At 70.9% G+C, this 15,221-nt stretch carries 16 protein-coding genes and 1 pseudogene; 12 read left to right on the forward strand and 5 right to left on the reverse strand.

The window, feature by feature from the left end; all coding sequences use genetic code 11:
• The first annotated feature begins 130 nt into the window (after positions 1 to 130).
• From atpA to ABVB68_RS13420, 5 genes are all read left to right on the forward strand, one after another.
• Positions 131 to 1,723 carry a F0F1 ATP synthase subunit alpha gene (atpA, locus tag ABVB68_RS13400; protein ID WP_353601188.1) on the forward strand — a complete coding sequence of 531 codons (1,593 nt, stop codon included), beginning with the start codon at positions 131 to 133 and terminating at the stop codon, positions 1,721 to 1,723.
• 21 nt (positions 1,724 to 1,744) lie between these two features.
• Positions 1,745 to 2,662, forward strand: a complete 918-nt coding sequence (locus ABVB68_RS13405) for a F0F1 ATP synthase subunit gamma (RefSeq protein WP_353601189.1) — start codon at positions 1,745 to 1,747, stop codon at positions 2,660 to 2,662.
• Positions 2,662 to 4,098: a F0F1 ATP synthase subunit beta gene (atpD, locus tag ABVB68_RS13410; protein ID WP_353601190.1), complete on the forward strand. Its 1,437-nt coding sequence runs from the start codon at positions 2,662 to 2,664 to the stop codon at positions 4,096 to 4,098. Before ABVB68_RS13405 ends, atpD begins: the two co-directional genes overlap by 1 nt.
• 111 nt (positions 4,099 to 4,209) lie before the next feature.
• Positions 4,210 to 4,584 carry a F0F1 ATP synthase subunit epsilon gene (locus ABVB68_RS13415; protein ID WP_353601191.1) on the forward strand — a complete coding sequence of 125 codons (375 nt, stop codon included), beginning with the start codon at positions 4,210 to 4,212 and terminating at the stop codon, positions 4,582 to 4,584.
• 154 nt (positions 4,585 to 4,738) lie between these two features.
• Complete coding sequence (locus ABVB68_RS13420) at positions 4,739 to 5,185, forward strand: DUF2550 domain-containing protein (RefSeq protein ID WP_353601192.1); 447 nt, start codon at positions 4,739 to 4,741, stop codon at positions 5,183 to 5,185.
• Between the two features lie 97 nt (positions 5,186 to 5,282).
• On the opposite strand, the gene ABVB68_RS13425 is transcribed toward ABVB68_RS13420, so the two are convergent.
• Together ABVB68_RS13425 and ABVB68_RS13430 are read right to left on the reverse strand one after the other, a co-directional pair.
• Complete coding sequence (locus ABVB68_RS13425; RefSeq protein ID WP_353601244.1) at positions 5,283 to 7,103, reverse strand: glycosyl hydrolase family 18 protein; 1,821 nt, start codon at positions 7,101 to 7,103, stop codon at positions 5,283 to 5,285.
• A gap of 129 nt (positions 7,104 to 7,232) precedes the next feature.
• A pseudogene (locus ABVB68_RS13430) lies at positions 7,233 to 7,555 on the reverse strand (transcriptional regulator); the annotation flags it as partial.
• A gap of 40 nt (positions 7,556 to 7,595) precedes the next feature.
• Between ABVB68_RS13430 and ABVB68_RS13435 the strand changes: the two are divergent.
• Genes ABVB68_RS13435 through ABVB68_RS13450 form a run of 4 tightly spaced genes read left to right on the forward strand, consistent with a single transcriptional unit; the run spans position 7,596 to position 10,454 of the window.
• A complete protein-coding gene (locus tag ABVB68_RS13435) occupies positions 7,596 to 8,300 on the forward strand; it encodes a response regulator transcription factor (protein ID WP_353601193.1) in 705 nt (234 codons plus the stop codon).
• On the forward strand, positions 8,297 to 9,760 hold the full coding sequence (locus tag ABVB68_RS13440; RefSeq protein WP_353601194.1) for an ATP-binding protein: 1,464 nt from the start codon (positions 8,297 to 8,299) through the stop codon (positions 9,758 to 9,760). The genes ABVB68_RS13435 and ABVB68_RS13440 overlap by 4 nt, the downstream gene beginning before the upstream one ends.
• A 56-nt stretch (positions 9,761 to 9,816) precedes the next feature.
• On the forward strand, positions 9,817 to 10,221 hold the full coding sequence (locus ABVB68_RS13445; protein ID WP_353601195.1) for a hypothetical protein: 405 nt from the start codon (positions 9,817 to 9,819) through the stop codon (positions 10,219 to 10,221).
• Positions 10,221 to 10,454 (forward strand): hypothetical protein, encoded by a 234-nt coding sequence (locus ABVB68_RS13450; RefSeq protein ID WP_353601196.1) that lies wholly within the window; start codon positions 10,221 to 10,223, stop codon positions 10,452 to 10,454. The genes ABVB68_RS13445 and ABVB68_RS13450 overlap by 1 nt, the downstream gene beginning before the upstream one ends.
• 19 nt (positions 10,455 to 10,473) lie before the next feature.
• Here the strand turns inward: ABVB68_RS13450 and ABVB68_RS13455 are convergent, their stop codons facing one another.
• From ABVB68_RS13455 to ABVB68_RS13465, 3 genes are read right to left on the reverse strand one after another with little or no spacing between them, the layout of a single operon-like run.
• Positions 10,474 to 11,046: a cob(I)yrinic acid a,c-diamide adenosyltransferase gene (locus ABVB68_RS13455; RefSeq protein WP_353601197.1), complete on the reverse strand. Its 573-nt coding sequence runs from the start codon at positions 11,044 to 11,046 to the stop codon at positions 10,474 to 10,476.
• Positions 11,047 to 11,059: 13 nt separating this feature from the next.
• Positions 11,060 to 11,809 carry an ABC transporter permease gene (locus ABVB68_RS13460; protein ID WP_353601198.1) on the reverse strand — a complete coding sequence of 250 codons (750 nt, stop codon included), beginning with the start codon at positions 11,807 to 11,809 and terminating at the stop codon, positions 11,060 to 11,062.
• Positions 11,810 to 11,838: 29 nt separating this feature from the next.
• The gene (locus ABVB68_RS13465) at positions 11,839 to 12,627 is read right to left on the reverse strand and encodes an ABC transporter ATP-binding protein (RefSeq protein ID WP_353601199.1); all 789 of its coding nucleotides are present in this window, start codon (positions 12,625 to 12,627) and stop codon (positions 11,839 to 11,841) included.
• Between the two features lie 79 nt (positions 12,628 to 12,706).
• Here ABVB68_RS13465 and ABVB68_RS13470 point away from each other — a divergent pair, with 79 nt between their 5' ends.
• The 3 genes from ABVB68_RS13470 (at position 12,707) to ABVB68_RS13480 (ending at position 15,021) form a co-directional block, all read left to right on the forward strand.
• Positions 12,707 to 13,348: a TetR/AcrR family transcriptional regulator gene (locus ABVB68_RS13470; protein WP_353601200.1), complete on the forward strand. Its 642-nt coding sequence runs from the start codon at positions 12,707 to 12,709 to the stop codon at positions 13,346 to 13,348.
• 286 nt (positions 13,349 to 13,634) lie between these two features.
• Positions 13,635 to 14,483, forward strand: coding sequence for a 3-hydroxyacyl-CoA dehydrogenase family protein (locus ABVB68_RS13475; RefSeq protein WP_353601201.1), 849 nt, complete (start codon positions 13,635 to 13,637; stop codon positions 14,481 to 14,483).
• A gap of 214 nt (positions 14,484 to 14,697) precedes the next feature.
• Positions 14,698 to 15,021 carry an STAS domain-containing protein gene (locus tag ABVB68_RS13480; protein ID WP_353601245.1) on the forward strand — a complete coding sequence of 108 codons (324 nt, stop codon included), beginning with the start codon at positions 14,698 to 14,700 and terminating at the stop codon, positions 15,019 to 15,021.
• Positions 15,022 to 15,221: the final 200 nt, after the last annotated feature.

Consider the following 15,221-nt stretch of genomic DNA (forward strand, 5'->3'; position numbering starts at 1 on the left):
ACTTCGAAAAAAAGCAGTACGCATTGACGACGGCCCGGTTGGGCCGTGCAGAGGATTCACCTCCTGATGGGGGGAGTCCCCATCCCCCCAAGTGAAACTTCGGGCCCAACAAGGAGAGCAGGGAACCCAGATGGCGGAGCTCACGATCCGGCCGGAGGAGATCCGGGACGCGCTGGAGAAGTTCGTCCAGTCGTACAAGCCGGACGCGGCCTCGCGCGAGGAGGTCGGTACGGTCACCGTCGCCGGCGACGGTATCGCCAAGATCGAGGGCCTGCCCTCGGCCATGGCGAACGAGCTGCTGAAGTTCGAGGACGGCTCCCTCGGTCTCGCGCTGAACCTGGAAGAGCGCGAGATCGGCGCCGTCGTACTCGGTGAGTTCAGCGGCATCGAGGAGGGGCAGCCGGTCACCCGCACCGGTGAGGTCCTCTCCGTCGCGGTCGGCGAGGGCTACCTCGGCCGCGTCGTCGACCCGCTCGGCAACCCGATCGACGGCCTCGGCGAGATCGAGACGTCCGGCCGCCGCGCCCTCGAGCTGCAGGCCCCCACGGTCATGCAGCGCAAGTCGGTGCACGAGCCGATGGAGACGGGCTACAAGGCCGTCGACGCGATGACCCCGATCGGCCGTGGCCAGCGTCAGCTGATCATCGGTGACCGTCAGACGGGCAAGACCGCCCTGGCCATCGACACGATCATCAACCAGCGCGACAACTGGCGCTCGGGCGACCCGAAGAAGCAGGTCCGCTGCATCTACGTCGCCATCGGCCAGAAGGGCTCCACCATCGCCGGCGTGCGCCGCGCGCTGGAGGAGAACGGCGCGCTGGAGTACACGACCATCGTCGCCGCCCCGGCGTCCGACCCGGCCGGCTTCAAGTACCTGGCGCCGTACACCGGTTCGGCCATCGGTCAGCAGTGGATGTACGAGGGCAAGCACGTCCTCATCGTCTTCGACGACCTGTCGAAGCAGGCCGACGCCTACCGTGCCGTGTCGCTGCTGCTGCGCCGCCCGCCGGGCCGTGAGGCCTACCCGGGTGACGTCTTCTACCTGCACTCCCGCCTGCTGGAGCGCTGCGCCAAGCTCTCCGACGAGATGGGCGCCGGTTCGATGACCGGTCTGCCGATCGTCGAGACCAAGGCCAACGACGTCTCGGCGTTCATCCCGACCAACGTCATCTCCATCACCGACGGCCAGTGCTTCCTGGAGTCGGACCTGTTCAACGCCGGTCAGCGTCCCGCGCTGAACGTCGGTATCTCCGTCTCCCGAGTCGGTGGTTCCGCGCAGCACAAGGCGATGAAGCAGGTGTCCGGCCGTCTGCGTGTCGACCTCGCCCAGTTCCGTGAGCTGGAGGCGTTCGCCGCCTTCGGTTCCGACCTGGACGCGGCCTCGAAGGCCCAGCTGGAGCGCGGTCAGCGCATGGTCGAGCTGCTGAAGCAGGACCAGTACCAGCCGATGCCCACCGAGGACCAGGTCATCTCCATCTGGGCCGGCACCACCGGCAAGATGGACGATGTGCCGGTCGCCGACATCCGCCGCTTCGAGCGCGAGTTGCTGGACTTCCTGCACCGGAAGTACCAGGGCCTGCTCACCTCCATCCGTGAGGGCGGCAAGATGTCCGACGACACGCTCACGGCCATCGCCGACGCGATCGCGGAGTTCAAGAAGCAGTTCGAGACCTCGGACGGGAAGCTGCTCGGCGAGGACACTCCTGCCGCCGCTTCCAAGTGACGTAAGGAAGGGACCTGACTCATGGGAGCCCAGCTCCGGGTCTACAAGCGTCGCATCCGATCCGTCACCGCGACCAAGAAGATCACCAAGGCGATGGAGATGATCGCCGCCTCGCGCGTCGTCAAGGCGCAGCGCAAGGTGGCGGCCTCCACGCCGTACGCGAGCGAACTGACGCGTGCGGTCACGGCGGTCGGTACGGGTTCGAACATCAAGCACCCGCTCACCACGGAGGCGGAGAACCCGAGCCGTGCCGCGGTCCTGCTCCTCACGAGCGACCGCGGTCTGGCCGGCGCCTTCAACTCCAACGCCATCAAGGTGGCGGAGCAGCTGACCGAGCGCCTGGAGCGCGAGGGCAAGCAGGTCGACACGTACATCGTCGGCCGCCGGGGTGTCGCCCACTACAACTTCCGTGAGCGCAAGATCGCGGAGTCGTGGAGCGGTTTCACCGACGAGCCGTCGTACGCGGACGCCAAGAAGGTGGCGGCGCCTCTCATCGAGGCCATCGAGAAGGACACGGCCGAGGGTGGTGTGGACGAGCTCCACATCGTCTTCACCGAGTTCGTCTCGATGATGACGCAGACGGCGCTCGACGCCCGGCTGCTGCCGCTGCGGCTCGAAGAGGTCGCCGAGGAGGCCGCCCCCAAGGGGGAGATCCTCCCGCTGTACGACTTCGAGCCGTCGGCGGAGGACGTCCTCGACGCCCTGCTGCCGCGCTATGTGGAAAGCCGCATCTACAACGCGCTGCTCCAGTCGGCCGCTTCGAAGCACGCCGCCACGCGGCGCGCGATGAAGTCGGCCACCGACAACGCGGGCGAGCTGATCAACACGCTCTCCCGGCTTGCCAATGCGGCCCGCCAGGCCGAAATCACCCAGGAAATCAGCGAGATCGTCGGTGGCGCGAGCGCCTTGGCCGACGCGACCGCGGGGAGTGACCGCTAATGACCACCACTGTTGAGACCGCGACGGCTACGGGCCGCGTCGCCCGGGTCATCGGCCCGGTCGTCGACGTGGAGTTCCCCGTCGACGCGATGCCGGACATCTACAACGCTCTGCACGTCGAGGTCGCCGACCCGGCGAAGGACGGCGAGAAGAAGACGCTGACCCTGGAGGTCGCCCAGCACCTGGGTGACGGCGTGGCCCGCACCATCTCGATGCAGCCCACCGACGGCCTGGTCCGCCAGGCCCCGGTGACGGACACCGGCGCCCCCATCTCCGTCCCGGTCGGCGACTTCACCAAGGGTAAGGTGTTCAACACCCTCGGTGAGGTGCTGAACGTCGACGAGCAGTACACCGGCGAGCGCTGGCCGATCCACCGCAAGGCGCCGAACTTCGACGAGCTCGAGTCGAAGACCGAGATGTTCGAGACCGGCGTCAAGGTCATCGACCTGCTCACCCCGTACGTCAAGGGTGGCAAGATCGGCCTGTTCGGTGGTGCCGGCGTCGGCAAGACGGTGCTCATCCAGGAGATGATCTACCGCGTCGCCAACAACCACGACGGTGTCTCCGTGTTCGCCGGTGTCGGTGAGCGCACCCGTGAGGGCAACGACCTCATCGAGGAGATGTCGGAGTCGGGCGTCATCGACAAGACCGCGCTGGTCTTCGGTCAGATGGACGAGCCCCCGGGCACCCGTCTGCGCGTCGCGCTGGCCGGCCTCACCATGGCCGAGTACTTCCGTGACGTCCAGAAGCAGGACGTGCTGTTCTTCATCGACAACATCTTCCGCTTCACGCAGGCCGGTTCCGAGGTCTCCACGCTGCTCGGCCGCATGCCGTCCGCGGTGGGTTACCAGCCGAACCTGGCCGACGAGATGGGCCTCCTGCAGGAGCGCATCACCTCGACCCGTGGTCACTCGATCACCTCGATGCAGGCGATCTACGTCCCCGCGGACGACCTGACCGACCCGGCCCCGGCCACCACCTTCGCCCACCTCGACGCGACGACGGTTCTCTCCCGTCCGATCTCCGAGAAGGGCATCTACCCGGCCGTGGACCCGCTGGACTCCACGTCCCGCATCCTGGACCCGCGTTACATCTCCGCGGAGCACTACAACGCGGCCATGCGGGTGAAGTCGGTGCTGCAGAAGTACAAGGACCTGCAGGACATCATCGCGATCCTCGGTATCGACGAGCTGGGCGAAGAGGACAAGCTCGTCGTCCACCGGGCCCGTCGCGTGGAGCGCTTCCTGTCCCAGAACACCCACGTCGCCAAGCAGTTCACCGGCGTCGACGGGTCGGACGTCCCGCTGGAGGAGTCGATCGCGGCCTTCAACGCGATCATCGACGGCGAGTACGACCACTTCCCGGAGCAGGCGTTCTTCATGTGCGGTGGCATTGAGGACCTGAAGGCCAAGGCCAAGGAGCTGGGCGTCTCCTGAGCCTCGTGCTCCCGGTGAGGGGGCGGGTGCGTCCCGCCCCCTCATCCACGCCCACTAGAATTGACCCCAACACCCGGCACTACCGCCGGGTGGTGACCCGAGGAGCCACCCTTGGCTGCTGAGCTGCACGTCGAGCTGGTCGCCGCGGACCGCCAGGTCTGGTCCGGCGAGGCCACCCTGGTCGTCGCGCGTACCACGTCCGGCGACATCGGCGTCATGCCCGGTCACCAGCCGCTGCTCGGTGTGCTGGAGTCGGGCCCGGTGACCATCCGTACGAGTGATGGTGGGACGGTCGTCGCCGCGGTGCACGGCGGTTTCATCTCGTTCGCGGACGACAAGCTGTCCCTGCTGGCCGAGATCGCCGAGCTGTCGGACGAGATCGATGTCCAGCGCACGGAGCGGGAGCTGGAGCGCGCGAAGGCGGAGGGCGACGCCGCCGCCGAGCGCCGCGCGGATGTCCGCCTGCGTGCGGCGACGTCGCGCTGACCCACCCGCGCGGTACGTTGACGTCACTCAGCCGCGGCCGGCCCGGAGTAATCCGGTGCCGGTCGCGGCTGAGGCAGATGTGGGTGTTTTTCCCGTTTCATTACTCAGTCGCAGATGCAGTTCCCCTACCTAGGAGACGAGGAGGTCGGTGCCGATGATCCTCGCTCTGACTGTGTGCGGGATCGTGGTCGCGCTCGTGGTGGTGGGGCTGTTCCTGTTCGGGCTGCGGCGCAGGCTGATCCAGCGTTCCGGCGGGACCTTCGACTGTTCCCTGCGCTGGGACGTGGCCGAGAAACCGGACTCCGGCGGCAAGGGCTGGAGCTACGGCGTCGCCCGCTACAACGGCGACCGCATCGAGTGGTACCGCGTCTTCTCCTACGCCTTCCGCCCCCGCCGCACCCTGGAGCGCGCCCGGATCGAGGTGGTCGGCCGCCGGCTCCCCGAGGGCGAGGAGGAGCTGGCGCTGCTCTCCGACGCGGTGATCCTCGTCTGTGTCCACCGGGGCACCCGGCTCGAACTCGCCATGAGCGAGGACGCGCTGACCGGGTTCCTGGCGTGGCTGGAGGCGGCCCCACCGGGTCAGCGAGTGAACGTGGCGTAGCCGCGTTCACTCGCTGTGTGTGGGGGGTCTCCCCCGGACGGGAGTCCGGGGGAGCGTCGGCCCGGCTCGGCGCCGTACCGCCTTTCCCGAGCCGTTCCTACAGGTTGTCGCTGATGGCGCTCACCAGTTCGCCGTTGCCGGTGTCACCGCTGAACTCCCAGAAGAACGCACCGCCGAGGCCCTGGTTCCTGGCCCACGCCATCTTGCCGGCGACCGTGGCCGGGGTGTCGTAGGACCACCAGTTGCTTCCGCAGTGCGCGTACGCCGTGCCGGCGACGGTGCCGGTGGCCGGGCAGGACGACTTCAGGACCTTGTAGTCCTCGATGCCCTGCTCGTAGGTGCCCGTCGCCGGGCCCGTGGCCGTGCCGCCCGGGGCGTCCTGGGTGACACCGGTCCAGCCGCGGCCGTAGAAGCCGATGCCGAGGAGCAGCTTCTTCGCGGGGACACCGATCGCCTTGAACTTGGCGATCGCGTCGGCGGTGGTGAAGCCGGCCTTCGGGATGCCGTTGTACGAGGTGAGCGGGGAGTGCGGGGCGGTCGGGCCCTTGGCGTCCCAGGCGCCGAAGAAGTCGTACGTCATCACGTTGTACCAGTCGACGTACTGGGCGGCGCCCGCGTAGTCCGCCGCCTCGATCTTGCCGCCGGCCGAGCCGTCGGCGGTGACCGCGGAGGTGACCAGGTTGCCGGAGCCGAACTTGGCGCGCAGGGCCGCCATCAGGTTCTTGTAGGCGGCCGCACCGCTGGTGTCACAGCTCAGCCCGCAGGCGTTCGGGTACTCCCAGTCGATGTCGATGCCGTCGAAGACGTCGGCCCAGCGCGGGTCCTCGACCAGGTTGTAGCAGGACTGGGCGAAGGCGGCCGGGTTGGCCGCGGCCTGGCCGAAGCCGCCGGACCAGGTCCAGCCGCCGAAGGACCAGAGGATCTTGATGTTCGGGTACTTGGCCTTCAGCTCGCGCAGCTGGTTGAAGTTGCCGCGCAGCGGCTGGTCCCAGGTGTCGGCGACACCGCTGACGGACTGGTCGGCGGTGAAGGCCTTGTCGTAGTCGGCGTAGGAGTCGCCGATGGCGCACTGGCCGTTGGTCACGTTGCCGAAGGCGTAGTTGATGTGCGTGATCTTCGCCGCCGAGCCGGACGTCACCAGGTTCTTGACGTTGTAGTTGCGGCCGTAGATGCCCCACTCGGTGAAGTAGCCGAGCTTGACCTTGTCGCCGGTGGGCGGGGGAGTGGTGCCGCCGCCGGTGGTGTGCACGGCGGTGGCGCCGCTGACGGGGCCGGTCTGGTCGGCGGTGTCGCGGGCGCGCACGGTGTAGGAGTAGTCGGTGCCGGCGCTCAGGCCGGTGTCGGTGTAGGAGGTCGTCGTCACGGTGGAGACGACCTTGCCGTCGCGCAGGACGTCGTAGTTCTTGACGCCCTTGTCGTCGGTGGCCGCACCCCAGCTCAGTTTCACCGAGGTGTCGGTGACGCCGGAGGCGGTCGGGGTGCCGGGGGCGGAGGGCGCCGCGTCACCCGGGACCGTGGTGCCGTCGCAGCTGTCGCCGTTGAGCCTGCAGTTGGACGGGGAGCCGGGGCCCGCCCCGTTGAAGCCGAAGGAGACGGAGGCGCCGGGGGCGAGGGTGCCGTTGTAGGACTTGTTCTTGGCGGTCCAGTGGGTGCCCGAGCCGGTGACGTCCGCGTCCCAGGCGGAGGTGACGGACGTGCCGGAGGGGAAGTCCCACTCGACGGTCCAGGAGCTGATGCTGGAGGAACCGGTGTTCTTGATGGTCCACTGACCGCCGAACCCGGTGCCCCAGTCGCTGGTCTTGGTGAAGTTCGCCGTCGCGTTGGTCGCGGCCTGGGCGGGGCCCGCGAGACCGACCAGACCGGCCAGGGGGAGCACCAGGGTCGCGAACCCTGCCGCGGCTCTGTGTCTGAAGCGCATGCTGCGCCTCCCTCTTCGTTGGGAGTGTCGGGGGCATGACTGAGCCTCCATGCCCACAGTGCTGCGAGAGTAGAAAGGTCTGGACCACAGGTCAATAGGTCTGGACCAGTCACTCCCTCGGCCGGGCTCGACTCCCAACTCCTGTGCCGGCCCGGCCGCTTGGACCCGGCCGCGCGGCTCCGGCCTGGCCGGCGGAGGGCTGACGTGCGACTTCACCGTGCCCTGCGCCGTCTCCGGCCGCACCGCGATCCCGGCGTCGGACCACCCCTCCCCGATGCACGCCGGCACCTGGTGTCCGCGCCGGGTGAGCGCCCCCGCAGCACGGCCGTATCGGCCTTCGGCCCCCGCACCGCTCCGGCCGCGAACCCGGCGATCAGCCGCCGGGTGACGGCCGGCGCGACGGTCCCCTCCCCGCGCGCCACCGTCCGCACCGCCTCCGGCGGATCCCGCGCCGGCCCGGGGCCGTACCCTGGCCGGCGACGAGGAGGGCGCATGGGTGACACGGCAGGCCCCGGCACGGTCCTGGTCGTGGACGACGACGCGGCGATCCGCCGCTCCCTGGAGCGCGGACTGAGACTGAACGGCTTCGCGGTGCGGACCGCGGCCGGCGGCGCCGAAGCGCTCGGTCTGATCGAGGCCGCCGCGCCGGACGTCCTCGTGCTGGACGTGTCGATGCCGGGCATGAACGGTATCGAGCTGTGCACGCGGCTCCGGGGCGCGGGCAGCGACCTGCCGGTGCTCATGCTCTCCGCGCTCGACGAGACCGCCGACCGTATCGCCGGACTGCAGGCGGGCGGCGACGACTACCTGGTCAAGCCCTTCGCCCTGCGGGAACTGGTGCTGCGGCTGCACGCCCTGCTGCGCCGCCGGCCCCCGGCCGACCGGGCGGTGCTGCGGGTCGCGGGCCTGTTGATCGACCCGGCGGCCCGTACCGCCGAGCTGCACGGCCGCCCGCTGGAGCTGACCCGCCGCGAGTTCGAACTGCTGGAGGTGCTCGCCCGCAACGCGGGGCTGGTGCTCACCCGTGACCAGTTGCTGGAGCGGGTGTGGGGCTACGACTTCGACGTGCGCACCGACACCGTCGACACCTTCGTCAGCTATCTGCGGCGCAAGCTGGAGGCGGACGGCAGCGGCCGGCTGGTCCACACGGTCCGCGGGGTCGGATTCGTGCTCCGGGAAGCGCGGGGCGCCCGGTGAGACTCTCCACCCGCATCGGTCTCGCCGTCGGCTGCACCGTCCCGCTGCTGGTCCTGGCCTGCGGCTGGCTGCTGCTGCACCTGGTCGCCCGCGACCTGCACCGCGCCGAGGACCAGCTCCTGCGCCAGCGGGCCACGGCCCTCGCCCCGGCTGCCCGGTCCGTGGTGCGGGCCTCGACGAACGGCCGCCCCAAGGCCGCCGACACCAGGGAACGGCGGCTGTTCAGCGCCGCCCTCGACGTCGGCGTACGGGTCGTCGGACCGGACGCCGACTTCAGCGGCGGCCCCCAGCCCGGCCGCTCGGTGGCCCTGCCCGCCCGCACCGCAGGACCGGTCACCGTCCGCGCCGGCGGCCGCGGCTGGCGCGTCCTGGCCCGGCCGGTGCGGGGCACCGCCGCGTCCGGCACCCTGTGGGTCTTCGCGCCCGACACCGCCGACCGCGCCCAACTCGGCCTCGTCCGGCGCCGGGTGCTGCTCACCGCGCTGCTCGCCGCGCCCCTGTCCGGTCTGCTCGCCTGGGGCCTGGCCGCCGGTGCGAGCGCCCCGCTGCGCCGGCTGACGCGCCGTACCGCGGGCCTCGACCCGCGCGCCAGCAGCGCCCGGCTCGACCACCGGCGCACCGGGGTGACGGAGGTCGACGAACTGGCGGCGACCGTACGGACCGTCCTCGCCCGGTACGACGAACAGGCCGCCCGCACCGCCGAGGCCCTGGAGACCGCCCGCTCCTTCTCCTCGGCCGCCGCGCACGAACTGCGCACCCCGCTGATGAGCATGGGCACCAATCTCGACATCCTCGCCGGCCATCCCGCTCTGCCCGGGCCGGACCGTGCCGAGGTCGTCACCGACCTGCGGCGTGAACACGCCCGGCTGCTCGGCCTGCTGGTGATGCTGCGCGAACTGGGGCGCGGCGACCTGGTGGAGGCCGACGCCCTGCGGAGCGTCGACCTGTCCGACGTGGCCGAGGCCGCCGTCGCCGAGGCCCGCCGCGGCGCACCGGACGCCGACGTCCGCCTGGACGCCGCGCCCGGGCTCACCGTGCACGGCTGGGAGCCCGGCCTCCGGATGCTGCTCGACAACCTGGTCGGCAACGCGCTCGCCCACGGCCGCGACGGGCGGGGCCGGGCCCGGGTGCGAGTGGGGGTGCGCGGCCTGCCGGACCACGTGCTGATCACGGTCGACGACCAGGGGCCCGGTGTGCCCCGCGACGCCCGCGAGCGCGTCTTCGGGCGGTTCCGGCGCGGCCCGGACAGCGCGGGTTCCGGACTCGGCCTCACCCTCGTCGCCCAGCAGGCGGCACTGCACCGAGGACGCGTCACCGTCCTGGACGGGCCGGACGGCGTGGGAGCCCGCTTCGAGGTGCGGCTGCCCTCGGACGGCGGCGGCCCGCCTGGCCGGCGGAACTGGCTGATCGGGACAGCCCGGGCGAACCGGTCACAGAGTTTCCCCAAAGACCTTCCCTAGCCTGTCGTCGCGACGGACGGCCGACCGTGGCCGTCGGGAAGTGAACGGAGGGGCAGATGCACGTACGACGACACACCCGGACGCTGCTCGCGGGGCTCGCCGCGACGGCCGTCCTGGCCGGCACGGCGGGGACGGCGGCCGCGCACACCGGCACGCCCTCGGCCGCGCCGGCCGGGGACGGGGCGAAGGCGCTGTGCAAGCGCGTGCCGAGGATCGACCGGCGAGTCGAACGGGCCCTGAGGCGACTGGACGCCGAGGCGGGCACACGCGGTTCGGTGGCCCGGCTGCAGAAGCGCGTGGACAACGCGGCGAAGGCGGGGCACACCGAGATCGCCACCTATCTGCGCAACCGGCTGACCGCCCGCACGTCCCTGCGCACCGAGCTGCGGCAGCGGAAGCAGGACCTGACCGCCGTCAAGACGTGGTGCCGGGACCACGACGGCGGGAAGGCGGCGAGCTGATGCGCCCGCGGCGGCCGGCGGCGGCCGCCGCGGTGGCAACCGCCCTCGTGGCGCTCACCGCGGGCTGCACCGGCCAGGGCGGCGCTTCCTCCCACCCGGCACCGGGTTCCCCCTCGGCGACGGCCCCCGCCGGCACGCCCACGGGATACGCGGACATGAGGAAGAAGGTCGACGCGGCCGAGTCCGCGGCGGCCGCCGCCGACCGGGACGCGGCCGACCCGGCCGACCGGTGACCGGGGCGGGGAACCGCGCTCAGCGGTCCCCGCCCGGCACCCACAGCACGTCCCCGGTCTCCTGGTTGGCGCACCGGGCCAGGATGAACAGCAGGTCGGAGAGCCGGTTCAGGTAGGTCGCGGTCAGCTCGTTCATCGTCTCGCCGTGGACCTCCAGCGCCGCCCAGGTGGAGCGCTCGGCACGGCGGACGACCGTGCAGGCCTGGTGCAGCAGGGCGGCGCCCGGCGTGCCGGCCGGGAGGATGAAGGAGCGCAGCTTCTCCAGCCGCTCGTTGAAGCGGTCGCAGTCCGCCTCCAGCCTGTCGACGTAGAACTGCTCGACCCTGAGCGGCGGGAACTGCGGGTTCTCCACCACCGGTGTCGACAGGTCCGCGCCCACGTCGAACAGGTCGTTCTGGACACGGGTGAGCACCTGGACGACCTCCGGCTCCAGGTCGCCCAGGGCGATCGCGGTGCCGATCACCGTGTTGGCCTCGTTGGCGTCCGCGTACGCGGAGATCCGGAGGTCCGTCTTGGGCACCCGGCTCATGTCGCCGAGGTTGGTGGTGCCCTTGTCGCCGGTCCTGGTGTAGATGCGCGTCAGATTGACCATGGGCCCAGCGTAGTTACGCGCCGGCGGTCCGGAAGACGCGTGTGCCCACCGTCACGGCGAGTGCCGCGAAGGCGACGGCGACGAGGACGCCGTAGAGCATGTGCGCACTCGTGTACTGCCCGACGTAGGCGTCGCGCACCGCGTCCACCAGGTAGCGGAACGGCACGAAGTGCGAGAGCACGTCCAGCCAGCCCGGGGCGAGGGTCATCGGCAGCATCAGGCCGGACAGCAGCATCGACGGCATCGACACCGCGTTGATCAGCGGACCGAACGCCTGCGGGGTGCGGATCCGCATCCCCAGCGCGTACGACACCGAGGCCAGCGAGAGCGTCAGCAGGGCGACGAAGCCGAAGCCGATCAGGATGCCCCAGAGCGGCGCGCGCAGCCCCATCACCAGTGCGGCCAGCACCAGCAGCACCGCCTGGAAAACGAAGAGCGTGGCATCGCGCAGCACCCGGCCGAGGAGCAGGGCGAGCCGGCTCACCGGCGTCACCCGCATCCGCTCCACCACCCCGTGACCGTTCTCGAGGATGACCGAGAAGCCCGCGAACAGCGCGCCGAACAGGCCGAGCTGGAGCAGCAGTCCGGGGACGAGCACCTGCCACGAACCGGCCTCGCCCCCCAGCGGCAGGTCCGTGAGCAGCGGGCCGTAGAAGAGCAGGTACAGCAGGGGCGTCAGCACCCCGAACAGCAGGGCGAAGCGGGAGCGCAGGGACTGGCGCGCGTAACGGCCGTAGACGAGGGCCGTGTCGTGGAGAAACATGTCCAGGGGTCCTGTCCGGGTCGGGGCCGTCACACGGCCACGGGTGCGGTGCCGGCCGCCGGTGCGGGGCCGCGGCCGGTGACGGCGAGGAAGGTGTCCTGCAGGGTGGCGTCGATCGAGCCGCCGTACGCCAGCTTGAGCGCGCTCGGCGTGCCCTCGGCGGCGACCACGCCCCCGTCGACGATCACCAGGCGGTCGGCGAGGGCGTCGGCCTCGTCCAGGTAGTGGGTGGTCAGGAACACGGTGGTGCCGTACGTGTCGCGCAGCCGGCGCACCAGGTCCCACAGGTCGGCGCGGCTGCCGGGGTCCAGTCCGGTCGTCGGCTCGTCGAGGAAGAGCACCTTGGGCCGGTGGGTGAGTGCCATCGCGAGGTCGAGGCGGCGCCGCTGGCCTCCCGAGAGCGCGCCGGTGCGCCGGTCCAGGAGGTGGGTCAGGTCCAGCTCGCGGGCGAGTTCCGCGGCGCGTCGGACCGCCTCGGCCTTCGGCAGGCGGTACATCCGGCCCTGGGTGACCAGTTCCTCCCGCACGGTGATGTGCGGATCGACTCCGCCGGACTGGGCGACGTAACCGCTCGCCCGGCGCACCCCGACCGGGTCGGTCGCCAGGTCGTGCCCGGCCACGGTGGCCGCGCCGCCGGTGGGCTTCAGCAGGGTGGTGAGCATCCGCAGGGTGGTCGTCTTGCCGGCGCCGTTGGGTCCGAGGAGGCCGAGGATCTCGCCCTCCCGCACGGTGAGGTCCACGCAGCGCACGGCCGCCACGGGCCCGGTCTTGGTCCGGAAGGTGCGGGCGAGCCCCGCCGCACTGATGACTGCTGCCATGCCCACAGGAAAACAGAGTCACTGAAAAATTGCAACGCCTCCAAGTTTTCAGGCGGCCCAGCGAAGTTAGGATACGGGCATGGCAGAGGGACTCAGGGAGCGCAAGAAGCGGCAGACCCGGCAGTACATCTCCGATGTCGCCACGGGACTGTTCCTGGAGCGCGGCTTCGACGCGGTGACCGTCGCGGAGATCGCCGAGGCCGCCGACGTCTCCGTGAACACCGTCTACAACTACTTCCCGGCCAAGGAGGACCTCTTCCTCGACCGCTCGGCCGGGGTGACCGACCGGCTCGCGCGCTGGGTGCGCGGCCGGCGCGAGGGCGAGTCGGCCGCCGTCGCCGTCCTGCGCGAGCTGCGCGAGGAGGCCGAAGCGGTCTCTCCGCGGATCGGCCTGATGCCCGGCTACGCGGCCTTCATGAAGGTCATCGAGGAGGCACCCGCGCTGCGCTCCCGGCTGTGGGCGATCGCCCAGGAGGTGCAGGCCAACCTGGAGCAGGTGCTGCGCGCGGAGACCGGCGCGGCGGACGGTGACGAACTGCCCCACCTGGTGGCGGGCCAGATCGGCTGGGTGCACGGCACGGTCATGGCGGTCATCGGACGCGAGATGGTCAAGGGCCGCGAACCGGACGAAGTGTCACGAGAGGTGCTCGTCCTGCTGGACGACATGGAGGACCTGTTGAGCGAGCGGGTCCTCAACTACGCCGTCCGCGCGGCAGGCTGAGCGGGACACGGGCGTGCGGCGCCCCGCGGCCCGGCCGGCGCCCTCCGGCCCCGCCCGGTCCACACGGCGCCAACCGGGGCGAACCGGCGAGAGATTGGCGTCCGGGGCACGGTGACCGGACTCCCGCCGGCCCGGCCGCCGGAAGCGTCACCGGGCCCGTCATCGGACGTGACCGGTGTCTCACGTCCTGAGACCGTGACACGCGTTACTTACCGCTCACACAGCGCCGCCGGACCGCTAGGGTCCGCCGGAGAAACAGACTTGGAGAGCGTTCTAGGGAGTCGGAGTGGCACGGAAGCTCGCTGTCATCGGGGCCGGTCTCATGGGGTCCGGAATCGCCCAGGTCGCCGCGCAGGCGGGCTGGGACGTCGTCCTGCGTGACGTCACCGACGAGGCGCTGCGGCGTGGCACCGACGGCATCAAGGCCTCGTACGACAAGTTCGTCGGCAAGGGCAGGCTGGCGGCGGACGACGCCGAGGCCGCCCTGGCCCGCATCACCCCGACCACCGATCTGGACGCGGCCGCCGACGCCGACATCGTCGTCGAGGCCGTCTTCGAGAAGCTGGAGGTCAAGCACGAGATCTTCCGCGCGCTCGACAAGCTCGTGCGCGAGGACGCCGTGCTCGCCTCCAACACCTCCGCCATCCCGATCACCAAGATCGCGGCGGCCACCGAGCGCCCCGAGCGGGTCGTCGGCGTGCACTTCTTCTCGCCGGTGCCGATGATGCAGCTCGTCGAGCTGGTCCGCGGCTACAAGACGAGCGACGAAGCCCTCGCCACCGCGCGGGAGTTCGCCGAGTCCGTCGGCAAGACCTGCATCGTCGTCAACCGGGACGTCGCCGGCTTCGTCACCACCCGGCTCATCTCCGCCCTCGTCGTCGAGGCGACCAAGCTCTACGAGTCGGGCGTCGCGACCGCCGAGGACATCGACCTCGCCTGCAAACTGGGCTTCGGCCACGCCATGGGCCCGCTCGCCACCGCCGACCTGACCGGCGTCGACATCCTGCTGCACGCCACCGGCAACATCTACACCGAGTCCCAGGACGAGAAGTTCGCCCCGCCGGAGCTGATGCGCCGGATGGTGGACGCCGGTGACATCGGCCGTAAGAGCGGGCAGGGCTTCTACGCGTACTGAGAAGCACCGGTGCGTCGTAGCGGCACTCGCCGGTACGACGTAGCGAGGCCCATCCGTACACGCATACGCCGGACATTCACCCCAGGGGGATCACCCTCAGGGGTGAATTCGGTATCGGTTCGCTTACAAGCAGCAACCGCACCGCCACTCACACAGTCAGACGGTGCACAGCACCGTCACGGAGTACGCCAACCGCACTCAACGGGGAGCGCATATGTACATCAGGGGCGACCACGCCGAGCTGGTCGTCGGGGGCCGCCTCGACGTCCGCAGCGCGGCGGACGCCCGTACGGCCCTGCACTCGGCCGTCGACGGCGGAGTCGGTGACCTGGTGCTCGACCTGTCCGGACTGGACTCCTGGGACGCCACCGGCCTCGGGGTGATCATGGGTGCCCACCGCAGGGCCGGCCGCTGCGGTCGCCGTCTGGTGCTGCGCGGGGTGCCCCAGCAGATGCAGCGCCTGCTGGTGGCCACCCGGCTGCACCGCATCCTCGCCATCGAGGGCGGCATCGGCGTGGAGTCGCTGCCCCGCGTGTGACGCTCCGGCCGGATGTGCGGGAGGCGACGGGTGAGACCCGGGCGCAGCCGTCGAAGCGCACGTCAGGGGCAATCCTCACAAGACCGTGACGTCTCGGGCCGCACGGCACCCCACCCTGTCGGAGATACTGAGCGAGGGTTTAGGGTTCGGTCGCCCGCCACCTCGCAACCCTCGGCCGAGCGGGCCCGGGCCGGAAGCGG

Source organism: Streptomyces sp. NPDC096012 (genome assembly GCF_040426375.1).
In the GTDB taxonomy this organism is placed as follows: Bacteria; Actinomycetota; Actinomycetes; order Streptomycetales; family Streptomycetaceae; genus Streptomyces.

Bases quoted from the DNA above. Each gene is read 5' to 3' on its own strand.
- atpA (WP_353601188.1), top strand. From the start codon at position 131: ATGGCGGAGCTCACGATCCGGCCGGAGGAGATCCGGGACGCGCTGGAG.
- ABVB68_RS13405 (WP_353601189.1), top strand. From the start codon at position 1,745: ATGGGAGCCCAGCTCCGGGTCTACAAGCGTCGCATCCGATCCGTCACC.
- atpD (WP_353601190.1), top strand. From the start codon at position 2,662: ATGACCACCACTGTTGAGACCGCGACGGCTACGGGCCGCGTCGCCCGG.
- ABVB68_RS13420 (WP_353601192.1), top strand. From the start codon at position 4,739: ATGATCCTCGCTCTGACTGTGTGCGGGATCGTGGTCGCGCTCGTGGTG.
- ABVB68_RS13425 (WP_353601244.1), bottom strand. From the start codon at position 7,103: ATGCGCTTCAGACACAGAGCCGCGGCAGGGTTCGCGACCCTGGTGCTC.
- ABVB68_RS13435 (WP_353601193.1), top strand. From the start codon at position 7,596: ATGGGTGACACGGCAGGCCCCGGCACGGTCCTGGTCGTGGACGACGAC.
- ABVB68_RS13445 (WP_353601195.1), top strand. From the start codon at position 9,817: ATGCACGTACGACGACACACCCGGACGCTGCTCGCGGGGCTCGCCGCG.
- ABVB68_RS13450 (WP_353601196.1), top strand. From the start codon at position 10,221: ATGCGCCCGCGGCGGCCGGCGGCGGCCGCCGCGGTGGCAACCGCCCTC.
- ABVB68_RS13455 (WP_353601197.1), bottom strand. From the start codon at position 11,046: ATGGTCAATCTGACGCGCATCTACACCAGGACCGGCGACAAGGGCACC.
- ABVB68_RS13460 (WP_353601198.1), bottom strand. From the start codon at position 11,809: ATGTTTCTCCACGACACGGCCCTCGTCTACGGCCGTTACGCGCGCCAG.
- ABVB68_RS13465 (WP_353601199.1), bottom strand. From the start codon at position 12,627: ATGGCAGCAGTCATCAGTGCGGCGGGGCTCGCCCGCACCTTCCGGACC.
- ABVB68_RS13470 (WP_353601200.1), top strand. From the start codon at position 12,707: ATGGCAGAGGGACTCAGGGAGCGCAAGAAGCGGCAGACCCGGCAGTAC.
- ABVB68_RS13480 (WP_353601245.1), top strand. From the start codon at position 14,698: ATGTACATCAGGGGCGACCACGCCGAGCTGGTCGTCGGGGGCCGCCTC.